Annotated in this window: 11 protein-coding genes; 5 read left to right on the forward strand and 6 right to left on the reverse strand. The window is 72.1% G+C overall.

Features of this window, described 5'->3' with window-relative positions; all coding sequences use genetic code 11:
* Positions 1-4: 4 nt before the first annotated feature.
* Genes NYO98_RS16990 through NYO98_RS17000 form a run of 3 tightly spaced genes read right to left on the reverse strand, consistent with a single transcriptional unit; the run spans position 5 to position 3,032 of the window.
* Positions 5-1,045 (reverse strand): glutathione synthetase, encoded by a 1,041-nt coding sequence (locus tag NYO98_RS16990; protein WP_268112934.1) that lies wholly within the window; start codon positions 1,043-1,045, stop codon positions 5-7.
* The gene (locus tag NYO98_RS16995; protein WP_268112935.1) at positions 1,042-2,232 is read right to left on the reverse strand and encodes a flavohemoglobin expression-modulating QEGLA motif protein; all 1,191 of its coding nucleotides are present in this window, start codon (positions 2,230-2,232) and stop codon (positions 1,042-1,044) included. Before NYO98_RS16995 ends, NYO98_RS16990 begins: the two co-directional genes overlap by 4 nt.
* Positions 2,229-3,032 (reverse strand): N-formylglutamate amidohydrolase, encoded by an 804-nt coding sequence (locus NYO98_RS17000; RefSeq protein ID WP_268112936.1) that lies wholly within the window; start codon positions 3,030-3,032, stop codon positions 2,229-2,231. Before NYO98_RS17000 ends, NYO98_RS16995 begins: the two co-directional genes overlap by 4 nt.
* An 81-nt stretch (positions 3,033-3,113) precedes the next feature.
* On the opposite strand from NYO98_RS17000, the gene NYO98_RS17005 reads away from it, so the two are divergent.
* Complete coding sequence (locus NYO98_RS17005; protein WP_268112937.1) at positions 3,114-3,791, forward strand: NAD-dependent deacylase; 678 nt, start codon at positions 3,114-3,116, stop codon at positions 3,789-3,791.
* Between the two features lie 68 nt (positions 3,792-3,859).
* The gene (locus tag NYO98_RS17010) at positions 3,860-4,576 is read left to right on the forward strand and encodes a LolA-like protein (RefSeq protein ID WP_268112938.1); all 717 of its coding nucleotides are present in this window, start codon (positions 3,860-3,862) and stop codon (positions 4,574-4,576) included.
* Between the two features lie 5 nt (positions 4,577-4,581).
* On the opposite strand, the gene NYO98_RS17015 is transcribed toward NYO98_RS17010, so the two are convergent.
* Complete coding sequence (locus NYO98_RS17015) at positions 4,582-6,384, reverse strand: sensor histidine kinase (RefSeq protein ID WP_268112939.1); 1,803 nt, start codon at positions 6,382-6,384, stop codon at positions 4,582-4,584.
* Between the two features lie 115 nt (positions 6,385-6,499).
* Complete coding sequence (locus NYO98_RS17020) at positions 6,500-8,269, reverse strand: sensor histidine kinase (RefSeq protein ID WP_268112940.1); 1,770 nt, start codon at positions 8,267-8,269, stop codon at positions 6,500-6,502.
* Positions 8,270-8,385: 116 nt separating this feature from the next.
* On the opposite strand from NYO98_RS17020, the gene NYO98_RS17025 reads away from it, so the two are divergent.
* The 3 genes from NYO98_RS17025 to NYO98_RS17035 all read left to right on the forward strand — a co-directional run bounded on the left by NYO98_RS17025 (position 8,386) and on the right by NYO98_RS17035 (position 10,894).
* Positions 8,386-9,531, forward strand: a complete 1,146-nt coding sequence (locus NYO98_RS17025; protein WP_268112941.1) for an acyl-CoA dehydrogenase family protein — start codon at positions 8,386-8,388, stop codon at positions 9,529-9,531.
* Positions 9,532-9,536: 5 nt separating this feature from the next.
* Positions 9,537-10,094 (forward strand): RNA 2',3'-cyclic phosphodiesterase, encoded by a 558-nt coding sequence (gene thpR, locus NYO98_RS17030; protein WP_268113540.1) that lies wholly within the window; start codon positions 9,537-9,539, stop codon positions 10,092-10,094.
* A 74-nt stretch (positions 10,095-10,168) separates the two neighbouring features.
* Positions 10,169-10,894, forward strand: a complete 726-nt coding sequence (locus NYO98_RS17035; protein ID WP_268112942.1) for a VIT1/CCC1 transporter family protein — start codon at positions 10,169-10,171, stop codon at positions 10,892-10,894.
* A 22-nt stretch (positions 10,895-10,916) separates the two neighbouring features.
* Here NYO98_RS17035 and NYO98_RS17040 read toward each other — a convergent pair whose 3' ends face one another.
* Positions 10,917-12,209 (reverse strand): HNH endonuclease signature motif containing protein, encoded by a 1,293-nt coding sequence (locus NYO98_RS17040; protein ID WP_268112943.1) that lies wholly within the window; start codon positions 12,207-12,209, stop codon positions 10,917-10,919.
* Between the last annotated feature and the right edge of the window lie 63 nt (positions 12,210-12,272).

Consider the following 12,272-nt stretch of genomic DNA (forward strand, 5'->3'; position numbering starts at 1 on the left):
TCCCTCAGCTCGTCGCCAGGCTCGTGTTGTCGATCTCCGGGTAGTGCTTGCGGATGTTCACCTTGCGCTCGAGCTCGGCGATGATCGCGGGCGCGAAGTTCACCTCGTAGAGGCCGTGGGCGCTGCCGAGGCCGCCCGGGCTGAAGACGTTGATCTCCATCAGCTTGTCGCCGACGATGTCGAGGCCGACGAGGAACATCCCGTCGGCGACCAGCTTGGGGCGGACCACCTCGACCATCTCGAGCATGTCGTCGGTGACCTTGACCTTCTCGGCCTTGCCGCCGGCCGACATGTTGGAGCGGATGTCCTTGGTGGACGGCGTGCGCCGGAAGGCGGCGTACTCGCCGTCGACCATGAGCGGCTGGCCGTTCATCACGAACATCCGGACGTCACCCTTGGCCGCCTCGGGGAGGTACTCCTGGGCGACGACGTAGCCGTCGCGCGAGATGGCCTCGATGATCTGCTTGAGGTTGGGCGCCTCCTTGCGGTCGACGAGGAACACGCCCGCGCCCCCGGACCCCTGCAGCGGCTTGAGGACCGCCTTGCCGCCGAGGTCGGAGATGAACTCCTCGATCATGTCCTCGTCGCGCGAGATCAGGGTGCGGGGGCGGACGATCTCGGGGAAGTGCTGGAAGTACGCCTTCGACAGCGCGTTGGCGAGGCTCGTCGGGTCGTTGACCACGAGCACCCCGCTCGAGGCGATCAGCTGCCCGAACGCCACGCCCGCGTTGTTGCGCCACGGGTCGGTCTCGGCGTCGTCGGCGGGGTCGTTGCGCAGCATCACCACGTCGAACTCGTCCATCCCGATGAGCTGCTCCACGTCGGGTTTCTGCACGTCGGCGAGGTGGCGCTCGAGGGAGCGGTACGACTTGGCGTGGCCGGCGCGCGCCTTGGTGCTCAACGACCCGTCGGGCTCGTAGGCGAAGTCGCCGATGCCCATGTACCAGGCCTCGTGGCCCATCTCCTTCGCGGCCAGCGCGAGGCGGTTGGTCGTGTACTCCGCCTTCTCCGTCTCGATGTCGTTGACGACGAATCCGATCTTCATGCGGGTCCCTCCAGGAGTGTGCTGAGATCTTCGGTGCCGGCCGCGCGGGCGAGGTTGTCGTGCGTGGCCGGGTCGTGCAGGTATCGGGGCAGGACGCGGGGCGGTCGCAGCAGGCCGCGGGACTCGAGGTCGCCGATCAGCGGCAGGTCGCGGAGCGAGAACTTGCCGAGCCACAGCCGGTCGAGCGAGCCGCCCGAGCCGAGGTGCTCGAGCAGCTCGACGAGCCCGCGCAGGTAGATCGCGTCCTTGGTCATCCCACCGGAGCGGTAGACCCGCATCACGGTGGTCCACGCGCTGCCGCTGGGGAAGTCGTCGGCGACGAGCGCTTCGTGGGCCTCGGCGAACGTCGCCCCGGCGACGAGGCGGTGCACGGTGACGACCCGGCTCGCGAGCTGGCGCAGGCGGAAGGCGGTGAGGCCGCCGCAGGCGATCTCGGCGAGGACGGCGAGACCCTCCTGCGTCTCGTCGTAGCCGGCGAGACCCACGCCCATCACCTTGATGGGCTGGCGGCTGCCGTTGGCCTGTGTCACCAGGTGCGTGCCGACCTCGTGGTGCAGCAGCGCCTGCGCACGCGCCTGCTGGACCTTGGTCTCCGGGCCGATCAGGAGCACGTCGCCCGAGACCATCACGCCGTTGACGTCGGACCGGATCTCGGCGTGCATGTCGAGGTCGGGGTCCTGGTCGCGGTAGCGCGCGATCTCGGCCTCGGCGAGCTCGAGGAACGCCTCGGCGTCGAGCGCCTCGTCGGTGGGCTCGGTGCGGGTGATGCCGGCGAGCAGCGCCTCGGCCTGCGTGCGCAGCGACGGCGACACCCCGCCGTACAGCTCCACGCTCAACGGCAGGAAGTCCTCGGTGTCGCGCGCCTCCAGCATGTCGAGCTGCAGCTCCATCTCGCGGTGCTTGGCGCGCAGGAGCTGGCCGAGGACCGGGTCCTCGACGGCGGCGAGGTCGATGTCGTCGAGCTCGGCGCGCACGACGGCCGGGTCGGTCTCGAGCTCGCGGTAGGTGAACGGCGGCTCCGGCTCGCGACCCGCCAGGAAGTCCTCGCGCAGGTCGTCGGCGTCGACGGGCGTGATGTCGAGCAGGAAGCGGAAGCTCTGGGCGAGCAGCGCCAGACGGTGGTCGACGGCCAGGTCGGCGGCGCTGAGCCCGTCGCCCGGCCGCGCTGGGTCGTCGCCCTCGGTCACCGCAGCTTCTCGAGCTCGATGTGCAGGCCCGGCAGCGCCGCGGCGAGCCCGACCTGCGCGCGGCGGAAGCGGTCGGCGTGCAGCTCGCCGGTCCACTCGTCCATGAAGGTCTTCTTGAACTCGAGCGCCAGCACGCATCCCACCCGCGGGTAGCGGTCGTGGACCCACCAGGCGAGGTTGCGGCCCTCGAAGGCGACGTTCTCGCGCGCATCGATCGGCCCGCAGCCGAGCGAGGTGTCACGCAGGTCGCCGACGAACCGCTCCACGAGCGGGCCGAAGAGGTCGTCGTCGACGCTGCCGGTCCCGACGTTGACCTCGGGGTTCTCCGACGCCGGCGCCGGCGGCTCGTCGGCTCCGTCGCGCCGGTGGTTGTATGAGTGGACGTCGAGCAGGACGAACGGGCCGCGCTCCGCCAGCGCGTCGAGCCGTGGCGCGAGGGCGTCGTAGAACGCGTCGTAGGTCTCCAGGCTGCCGTGGAAGAGCTCGTCGGAGAGCTCGCCGTCGCGCCACACGTCGAGCCCCCAGCAGTCGTCGGGCTTGCGGTAGACCGCCTCACGCCGGGGCCGGTTCAGGTCGGCCTCGAAGCGGGATCGGTTGGTCACCACCCGGTCGGGGACGACGGCGGCGAGCCGGTCGGTGTACGGGTCCTCCTCGCGGAAGCGCTCGGCCTCGTCGAGCACCATCGCCTCGGCGATCTCGGGCCGCAGCTGGTGACCCGCGTGCACCGAGGTCGCCACGACCGGACCGTCCCACTCACCGACGAACGCGACAGCGTCCGACGTCCCTCCCACGTCAGTCATGGCGGCCTGTCTACCCGAGTGGGCACCTCACCTCCACCCGACCCGCACCCCTACGGGTGGTCGGCTGGTAGGACTGGGGCCATGCGGATCGTCGTGCTGACCGGTGCCGGGATCTCCGCCGAGAGCGGTCTCACCACGTTCCGCGACGCGGGTGGGCTGTGGGAGGGGCACGACCCGATGCAGGTCGCCACGCCGGAGGCGTACGCCGACGACCCGGGCCTCGTGCAGCGGTTCTACGACGCGCGGCGGGCGGGCCTGTCCGGGGTCGAGCCCAACGCCGCGCACCACGCGCTCGTACGCCTCGAGGACGCCCTCGGCGACGACCTGCTGGTCGTGACCCAGAACGTCGACGACCTCCACGAGCGCGCCGGCTCCCGGCGGGTGCACCACATCCACGGGCGGCTGCGGTCCGCCTGGTGCACGGGCTGCGACGAGCGGCACGAGTGGCACGGCCCGCTCGCCGAGGCGCCGGCCTGCCCCGCGTGCGGGAGGCCAGCACTGCGGCCCGACATCGTGTGGTTCGGCGAGATCCCCTACGGCATGGACCTCGTCGAGGAGGCGCTGGAGGAGTGCGACCTGTTCGTGTCGATCGGCACCTCGGGCGTCGTCTACCCGGCTGCGGCGTTCGTCCACTGGGCCCGCGGCGCGACGCTCGAGCTCAACCTCGAGCCCAGCGCCGGCGCCACCGACTTCGCCGAGTCCCGGCAGGGGCCGGCCACCCGCCTCGTGCCCGCGTGGGTCGAGGAGCTGCTCGGCTGACTTCCCCGTTCGCCTGCGCCGCTGGGCGGGCCGTGGTGTGATCGTCCGGCTCAGGACGAGGGGACACCATGCGAACGATCCACGCCGTGGCGGCGGCCGTCACGCTGACCGCACTCAGTGGCTGCAGCGTCTACGACGACCTGACCACCAGCGACTTCGCCAAGCAGGACGGCGAGGCGATCATCGCTGCCGCCGGCGACGCGATGCAGGACGTGTCGAGCCTGCGGATGACCGGCCAGGTCCGCGACAAGGGCGAGCAGTACTTCGTCGACCTCAGCCTCGACCGCGACGACCGCTGCACCGGGACCCTCCGGATCGGCGGCAGCCACCTCGACGTACGCCGCATCGGTGACCGCGCGTGGGTCAAGGGCGAGGCCGGCGCGTTCAACCGCCTGGGCGGCGGCCGGCTCCACCGGACGGCGCTCCAGCGACTGAGCCGCTCGTGGCTCCCGGTCGAGGGCAAGGCTGCCGCGTCCCTCTGCGACTTCGACAAGCTGCTGAAGACCTTCCGGGTCGTCGACTTCGACGGGCCGGGGGGCGACAGCGAGGACGTCCCCACCACCGTCGGCGAGGAGAGCAGCGTCGACGGGCAGACGGTGGTCCAGCTCAGCGCGTCGCCGGGCGGAGCGCACGACGAGATGGTCTGGGTGCGCAGCGAGGCTCCCCACCACGTGATGAGGATCGAGTCCACGGCCACCCAGGACGGCGGCACCCTCGCGTTCTCCGAGTTCGACCAGGACGTCGAGGTGGAGGCCCCAGCCCGCAAGGACGTCCTGCGTCCCTGACGCCGTCAGGTCCCTGCGTCGCCCCGGGGCACGAACGGCCGGAAGTGCAGGCGGACGCGGGTGCCGCGACCGAGGGTCGACTCGACCTCGATGCTGCCGCCGTGGCGGTGCATGATCTCCCGCACGATGCCGAGCCCGAGGCCCGTCCCGGGCCGCATGAGCGCCGCCTCGTTGGTCGAGCGGAACAGCGGGGCGAAGAGGTTGGCCTGGTCGGCCTCGGAGATGCCGAGCCCCTCGTCGTCGCACGCGAACGACAGCCCGCCGTCGGGCCGGCGCTCCACGCCGATCCACACCTCGTGACCGGCGTCGGAGTACTTCACCGCGTTGTCCACGAGGTTGGAGACGGCGCTGGCGATCTCCCGCGGGTCGCCCAGGACGACGGCCTCGTCGAGGTCGCCGACGAGGTGCAGCGTGATGCCCGAGCGCTCGGCCACGGCGGCCATCGCCGCGAGCGTCTCCTCGACGACCTGCACGAGGTCGACCTGCTGCATGGCCGGGGGCTGCTGCGGGTCGCTCACCTGCGACAGCATCGACAGCCCCTGCAGCAGGTCGCCCAGCCGCTCGCTCGCGCGCAGGATGGCCTGGGCGCGCCTCTGGTCGCGCTCCTCGATGGTCCTGCTCGTCGCGAGGAACTCGGCGTTGGCGGCGATGACCGTCATCGGGTTGTTGATCTCGTGGGTCAGCTCGCGGAGGAACCAGTGCCGCGCGACCTCGAGCTCGCGCAGCTCCTCCAGCAGGCGGCGCTCGCGCTGGGTCGCCCGGGCGTTGGCGATCGCACGGCCCAGGTCGTGGCCGAGCTCCAGCGCCGCGACGCCCTCGCCGTCGGTCCAGCGGCGCGACCCGGTGCGCCGCGCGCACATGAGCATGCCGAGCACCTCGTCGTCGACGCCCACCGGCGCGACGACGACGGCCTCGAAGCCGACCTTGTCGAGGGCCGTCGTGAACCAGTCGGCGTACGCCGCGAGGTCGGGGTCGCCCCACACGTGCCCGGGCTCGATGATGAGGACCCGCTGGTGGGCCCACGCACGCGCGGCCGCCTCGTCGAGGGCTCGCCGGACGTCCGGTGCGATCCGGAGGCCGAGGCTGTCGGTGGCGTCGGCGTCCTCGTCGAGGAAGACCCGGATCTCCAGCTCGTCGACGGACAGCGCCCCGAGCAGGGTCGAGCGCGCCTCGCGGAGCAGGTGGTTGACGTCGTGGCGGGCGGGGTTCGAGCGCGCGAGCCGGCGGGTGGCCCGGATGACCCGCATGTGGTCGGCGTACTCCTCGCGCTCCACGACCGTGAGGACCGAGCGCAGGATCGTGGCGAGCTCGTCGCTGATCTCGAGGATCCGTGCGGCGTCGGGTCGGGCGAGGTCGTCCGGGACGTCGAGGTAGAGCAGCGCTCGCAGGTCGCCCCGCTCGTCGGAGATCCGGGCGACGAGCATGTCCATCGGGTGCCAGTCGCCCGGCACGCCGGTAGCGGCGACGTCGGGGACGACGACGACGCCGTCGATGCGCTCGCGGATCTCCTCGGTCAGGGACTCGTTCGGGATCCAGAGGAAGTGGCCGTGCTCCTCGCCCTGGGCGAAGACGAGCTGCATGTCGGACAGTCGCGACGCCGTGCCGAGGCGCTCCTCGGCGCTGGACGGGTCGCCGTGGATCGCGACGAACTCGAGCAGGCCCTTGGGACGGACCACCTCGATGGCGCAGACGCGGAAGCCCGCGCGGGTGGCGGCGTCACGGGCCAGGGCGTGCATCAGCGCGCGCGCCCGCGCGTCGCCCCAGCTGAGGTCGCGCGTCCTGCGCTCCCCGGTCCGCACCTGCTCCATGGCGTTTCGCCCTCCCCACCGCCACTTGGATCGTAGGCGCGCAGCGGGGGGCGCCGGACCGTTTTCGCCGGTTGTGGCCCGCGCTGTAGACGAACTGTTCCCGTCCGACGACGTGTCAGCGCGGTGCGCGCGTGCCCCCGACGGGCAGCCAGACGGTGAAGGTCGTCCCCTCGCCGAGCACCGACTCGACCTCGACGGTCCCGTCGTGCCCGGTCACGACCCGCTCGATGATCGCCAGGCCCAGACCGGTCCCCGGGCGCTTGCGCGCCTCGGGGCTGCTCGAGCGGAAGAAGGGCGCGAAGACCTTGTCGACCTCGTCGGCAGCGATCCCGATGCCGGTGTCGGTGCACGTGATCAGGACGCCGGCAACCCCGTCCACCGACCCCTGCTCGACGCCCATCGCGACCCGTCCTCCCTCGGGGGTGTACTTCACGCCGTTGGCCAGCAGGTTCGACACCATCCGCTGCAGCCCGGCCGGATCGCCGGTCACGACCAGGCCGTCCGCCACGACGGTCGTCATCTCGACGCCGGCCCGCGACGCGGTGGGGGCGAGGAAGTCGCTGGTCTCCTGGACCAGCGCCGACAGGTCCACCTCGCCCGTCGCGGCGGCTCCGTCGGGGTCGCTGACCGAGGCCAGGGTCATCAGGTCCGCGACCATGTCCTCGATGCGGCGCGCCGCCCGGTCGAGCGCCTCGAGCGAGTGGGTCGACTCCTCCGAGTGCGTCTCGAGGCCCAGCAGCTCGAGGTGCGAGAACAGGACGCTGACGGGGTTGCGCAGCTCGTGGGCGAGCGTGAGGACCATGTCGCGGCGGTAGTCGCTCACGGCACGGAGTTCGGCGTGGAGCGTTCGCTCGCGCTCCACCAGGCGCGCCTCGAGCAGCAGCCGGGCGAGGTCGGAGGCGACCGTCGTGGCCGCGTTGATCTCGGAGGCGTTCCAGCGCGGCGCGTCCGGCGCCCGCCCCATCGACAGCGTGCCGAGGTACTCCTCCCCGGCGCCGATCGGCACCAGCAGCCCCGATCCGAGATCGTGCGTGTCGAGCAGGCGGGTGAGCGACGGCGGGGTCGCGATGGACTCCTCCTGCATGCTCCAGGTCCGCTGGCGCTCGACGACGACGTGCCCGCGCCGCTCCCACTGCGCGCGCATGAGCTCCGTCACGAGGGGCTGGTCCTCCTCGATCCCGGCGACCTCGGACCCGACCGCGATCACGTCGACGGTCGCCACGTCCATCGCCTCGACCATCGCGGTCGACAGCTCGCTCAGCAGCTCCTGCACCCCCAGCCCCGGTCGTACGCTCTCGATCGCGCGCCGCGCCTGGGCGACCATCCGCACCTGCTCGCCGTAGAGCTCGCGCTCGACGATGCTGATCACCGCGTCGAACAGCACCCCCGCCTCGGCGTTGACCGCCGCCACGCTCTCCGTCGTGGGACGCAGTCCCGACAGCGGCTCGTCGAGGTAGAGCAGCCCGCGCAGCTCGCCGTCCTCGTTGTGCAGCAGGCGCACCATCTGGTCGTCGGGGTCCCAGCCGTTGGGGAGCCCCGAGGCCGGCACGTCGGGCCGGTGGCCGAACTCGTCGAGCCACGCGCGGGTCTGCTCGTCGAGCCGCTCGCTCGGGATGTGCCGCCACCCGGCCATCTCGACGCCGAGCTGGTGGATGTGGTCGAGCTCGAGCGGCGAGGCCTGGCCCAGCATCTTGTCGCGCGCGGCGTCGTCGCCGGCGATCGCCACGAACTCGAGGTAGCCGTCGGGTCGCAGCGCCTCGATCGCCACCACCTTGTGGTGCGTGCGCTTCGCGAGGTCCTCCGCGATGGCGTGCAGCACGGCGCGTTGGGCCTCGTTGCCCCACGCGCGTCCCCGCGGGCGTACCCACAGCCCGTCGTCGTCCATCACCGCTCCTCCCCCGTCCCGAGCCCGACGACCGCGACGTTACTTCGGATCCGGGCGGCCCGGACCCTCTTCCGGGTGATGGGGACGACTTGGTGACTCGCGGGTAACATAGCCCCATGAAGCGCGACATCTACGACGAGGACCACGAGGCGTTCCGCGCCTCGGTCAAGCAGTTCCTGGACCGAGAAGTCACCCCCCACCTCGAGACGTACGCCGGCAACCACGGCCTGGACCGCGACTTCTGGCTCGCCGCCGGCAAGCAGGGCTTCCTCGGCCTCGAGATCCCGGAGGAGTACGGCGGCTCGGATGCGGGCGACTACCGCTTCAACGCCGTCCTCACCGAGGAGCTCGCCAAGGTCAACATGACCCTCCCGAGCTGCGTCGGCATCCACGCCGACATCACGGTCCCCTACCTCGTCCACCTCACCGACGACGCGCAGAAGGCACGCTGGCTGCCGCGGGCCGCGACCGGCGAGCTCGTCACCGCCATCGGCATGACCGAGCCCGGCGGCGGCTCCGACCTGGCCAACCTCCGGACCACCGCCGTCCGCGACGGTGACGACTGGGTGATCAACGGCTCGAAGACCTTCATCACCAACGGCGGCTCGGCCGACCTGGTCCTCGTCGCCGCCCGCACCAGCCCGGAGAAGAAGGCCAAGGGCATCTCGCTGTTCGCCGTCGACACCACGCTGGAGGGCTTCAGCGTCGGCCGGGTGCTCGACAAGGTCGGCCAGGACGACTCCGACACCGCCGAGCTGTCCTTCGAGGACGTGCGGGTCAGCAACGACGACCTCGTGGGCCCGCTCGACACGGGCTTCATCTCGATGATGCAGTTCCTCCCGCAGGAGCGCCTCGGTTCGGCGATCACCAACCTCGCGCACGCCAAGCAGATCCTCGAGGAGACGGTCCAGTACGCCAAGGACCGGCAGGCCTTCGGCCGGCCCATCGGGTCGTTCCAGAACACGCAGTTCCTGCTCGCCGACCTCGTCACCCGCGTCGACGTCACCCAGGCGTTCGTCGACCAGTGCGTCGTCGCGCACACCAGGAAGGAGCTGACGCCGGTCGACGCGGCGAAGGCCAAGTGGTGGACCTCGCAGGTCCAGAACGACGTGCTCGACCACTGCGTGCAGGTGCACGGCGGCTACGGCTACATGAACGAGTACCGCGTCGCTCGCGCCTGGCGCGACGCCCGCGTCACCAAGATCTGGGCGGGCTCCAACGAGATCATGAAGATGCTGATCGGCCGCGACCTGGGCCTGTGACCCGGATGTTCGTGGCGGCGGTGCCGCCGGAGGAGGCCGTCGCCCACCTGGACGAGTTCCTGGCGGTGCGCCGCGACGCCGCGTCGTACCGCTGGACCGTGCCGGAGCAGTGGCACCTCACCCTCGCCTTCGCCGAGGACGTGCCCGACCGCTCGCTCGACGACCTCGAGGCGCGTCTCGAGCGGGCGGCGCGGAAGCGACGTCCCGTCCGGCTGCGGCTGGCCGGCGGCGGTGCCTTCCCGCACCCCGACCGGGCGCGGGTGCTCTTCGCGCGGCTCGACGCGGACGAGGGCGGCCGCACCGAGCTCGACCGGCTCGCGACCGGTTGTCGTACGGCGCTGGCGAAGGCCGGCGCGCGGGTCGACGGGCAGCGCTTCCGCGCGCACCTCACCCTCGCCCGGCTCGGACAGCCCGACAACGTGACGTCGTGGGTGCGCCTCCTCGACGGCTACGAGGGCCCGGAGTGGGAGCTCGACGAGGTCGCGCTCGTGGCGTCGTACCTCGGCGAGGGTCCTCGCCGCCGGCCGCGCCACGAGGTGGTCGGGACGTACGCGCTCGGCTGACCTCCGACGGCGCGCAGCCAAGGCTCACCTTCGTTGCACGGCCCGCGGCTGCGAGCGACGATCAGGGGGTGAGCATGGAGATCGGGACCGACGAGGACCCCAGGCACTTCCACGACGACCTCGGGGACAACGTCGGCACGCGGCTCAACTGGCTGCGGGCGGCCGTGCTCGGCGCCAACGACGGCATCGTGTCCACCGCCGGCGTCGTGATGGGCGTGGCCGGTGCCACCGACGACAGCAGCGCGATCGTCATCGCCGGCATCGCGGCGCTGACCGCGGGAGCCCTGAGCATGGGCGCCGGCGAGTACGTCTCGGTCAGCACGCAGCGGGACTCGGAGAAGTCGATCCTCGACCTCGAGGCCGCGGAGCTGAGGCAGATGCCGCAGACCGAGGAGCGCGAGCTGGCCGCGATGTACGTCGAGAAGGGATTGTCGCCGGAGACCGCCGAGAAGGTCGCCCGCGAGCTCACCGAGCACGACGCGCTGCGGGCGCACGCCGACATCGAGTTCGGCATCGACCCCGACAACCTGACCAACCCGTGGCACGCCGCGTGGGCGTCGATGCTCGCCTTCACCATCGGCGCGCTGCTGCCGCTGCTGATCGTGGCGTTCGTGCCCTCCGACGTCCGGGTGCTGGTGACCGTCCTCAGCGTGGTCGCCGCCCTGGCGCTGACCGGCTTCGTGAGCGCGCGCATCGGCTACAGCCCGCGCCTGCCGGCAGTCGTGCGCAACGTGTCCGGCGGCCTGCTGGCGATGAGCGTCACCTACCTGATCGGCACGCTCGCCGGCACCCAGCTCTGACAGCCCCCTCTGCCTCGGCGCCCTATCTGCGTCGGTGGAACCTCACGTCGCCGCTCGGCAGGCGCTCGGCGACGTAGTCGGCGTCGTGGGCCCGGTGGTGATGGTGGGCGCAGAGCAGCACGGCGTTGTCGACGTCGGTCAGACCGCCCTGGAGCCACGGCAGCCAGTGGTGGGCCTCGGCCCAGGTGCCCGGAACGTCACACCCCACCCCACGGCAGGTCCTGTCGCGCAGCAAGAGAGCCCGCCGCTGGGCAGCGCTGAACAGTCGCTGGGCGCGCCCGAGGTCGAGGATCTCGGACCTGCCGCCGAGCACGGCGGGCAGGATCCGTGCGTTGCACGCGAGCCGGCGCGCCTCCCCAGCGGTGATCCGCTCGCCGGCGCACGGGTCGCCGTGCGGGTCGGCCGGCACCGTGCCCGCCCCGAGGACGTCCGCCGCACCGAGCTCGGACACCAGCGTCTCGAGCGAGATGGTCACCACCACGGTGGTCGCGTCGCCGCCGTGGACGGGCAGGCGCCGCGGGTCGAGGCACTCGAGCAGCTGGCAGAAGGCCTCACCGAGACGGCGGGGGTAGGGCAGCCGCGGAACCGGGTCGAGAAGCGTCCCGGCCGGCTCGCCGAGGGCGGTCGAGCCCGCGTCGCGCCGCGGGTTGGCGTAGGCCTCGAGGTAGGTGGCAAAGCGCGTGGCGACCGCGTCGGGCAGACGGCCCGAGACCCGCGTGGTGCCGTCGCCGAGGCGACGGAGCACCAGCCTGGTGCGGCGGCGACCCTCTGCCTCCAAGGCGGCCAGGCGCTTGCTCTCGACCTCGTCCACCACCTCGGGTGCCACGACTTCGAGGACGTGGCGCCCGACCTGCGCCAGCTGCTTCGGGGCCAGCCGCCGAGCGTGCTCGACCAGCAGGGCCTCGGCCTGCTCCAGCAGCTCGCCCGGCACGGAGTCGGGCAGGTCCTCGAGCGATCGGACGATCACACGCGCCTGGGCGGTGTTGACCCGGCCCTCGCGGAGGGCGGCCCCGACAACGCTCCACCGCCGGTCGAGCGCGGTCGCGAGCCGGAGGTCGGCGCGCGCGTCCTCGAACCGCGTGTGGGTGGCGTCGGCGTACCAGCCGGCCGCGTCGCGCGCCCCGACCTCGGTCGCGACGTCACCGGCCTCGACGAGCACGCGCATCCGCAGCTCGGCCACCCGCGACTCGACGCGCGCCAGCTCGCGCAGCGCATCCGCCTTCTCAGCGGCCGACATGAAGAGCGGGTTGGCATCCGCGACGTCCTTCAGCACGACGTCCATCGCCGTGGCCGCAGCCAGGATCGGATGGGACATCTGCGGCCTCCTCTCGACGACGTCGTTGCGCACGCGCAACTCATTGACGGTCGTCGCTCCTGG

It is taken from the genome of Nocardioides pini (genome assembly GCF_026712185.1).
GTDB classification, from domain to species: domain Bacteria; phylum Actinomycetota; class Actinomycetes; order Propionibacteriales; family Nocardioidaceae; genus Nocardioides; species Nocardioides pini.

Coding starts and splice junctions, on each gene's coding strand:
- NYO98_RS17000 (WP_268112936.1), bottom strand. CDS start 3,032: ATGACTGACGTGGGAGGGACGTCGGACGCTGTCGCGTTCGTCGGTGAG.
- NYO98_RS17035 (WP_268112942.1), top strand. CDS start 10,169: ATGGAGATCGGGACCGACGAGGACCCCAGGCACTTCCACGACGACCTC.
- NYO98_RS16990 (WP_268112934.1), bottom strand. CDS start 1,045: ATGAAGATCGGATTCGTCGTCAACGACATCGAGACGGAGAAGGCGGAG.
- NYO98_RS17040 (WP_268112943.1), bottom strand. CDS start 12,209: ATGTCCCATCCGATCCTGGCTGCGGCCACGGCGATGGACGTCGTGCTG.
- thpR (WP_268113540.1), top strand. CDS start 9,537: ATGTTCGTGGCGGCGGTGCCGCCGGAGGAGGCCGTCGCCCACCTGGAC.
- NYO98_RS17005 (WP_268112937.1), top strand. CDS start 3,114: ATGCGGATCGTCGTGCTGACCGGTGCCGGGATCTCCGCCGAGAGCGGT.
- NYO98_RS17020 (WP_268112940.1), bottom strand. CDS start 8,269: ATGGACGACGACGGGCTGTGGGTACGCCCGCGGGGACGCGCGTGGGGC.
- NYO98_RS17015 (WP_268112939.1), bottom strand. CDS start 6,384: ATGGAGCAGGTGCGGACCGGGGAGCGCAGGACGCGCGACCTCAGCTGG.
- NYO98_RS17010 (WP_268112938.1), top strand. CDS start 3,860: ATGCGAACGATCCACGCCGTGGCGGCGGCCGTCACGCTGACCGCACTC.
- NYO98_RS17025 (WP_268112941.1), top strand. CDS start 8,386: ATGAAGCGCGACATCTACGACGAGGACCACGAGGCGTTCCGCGCCTCG.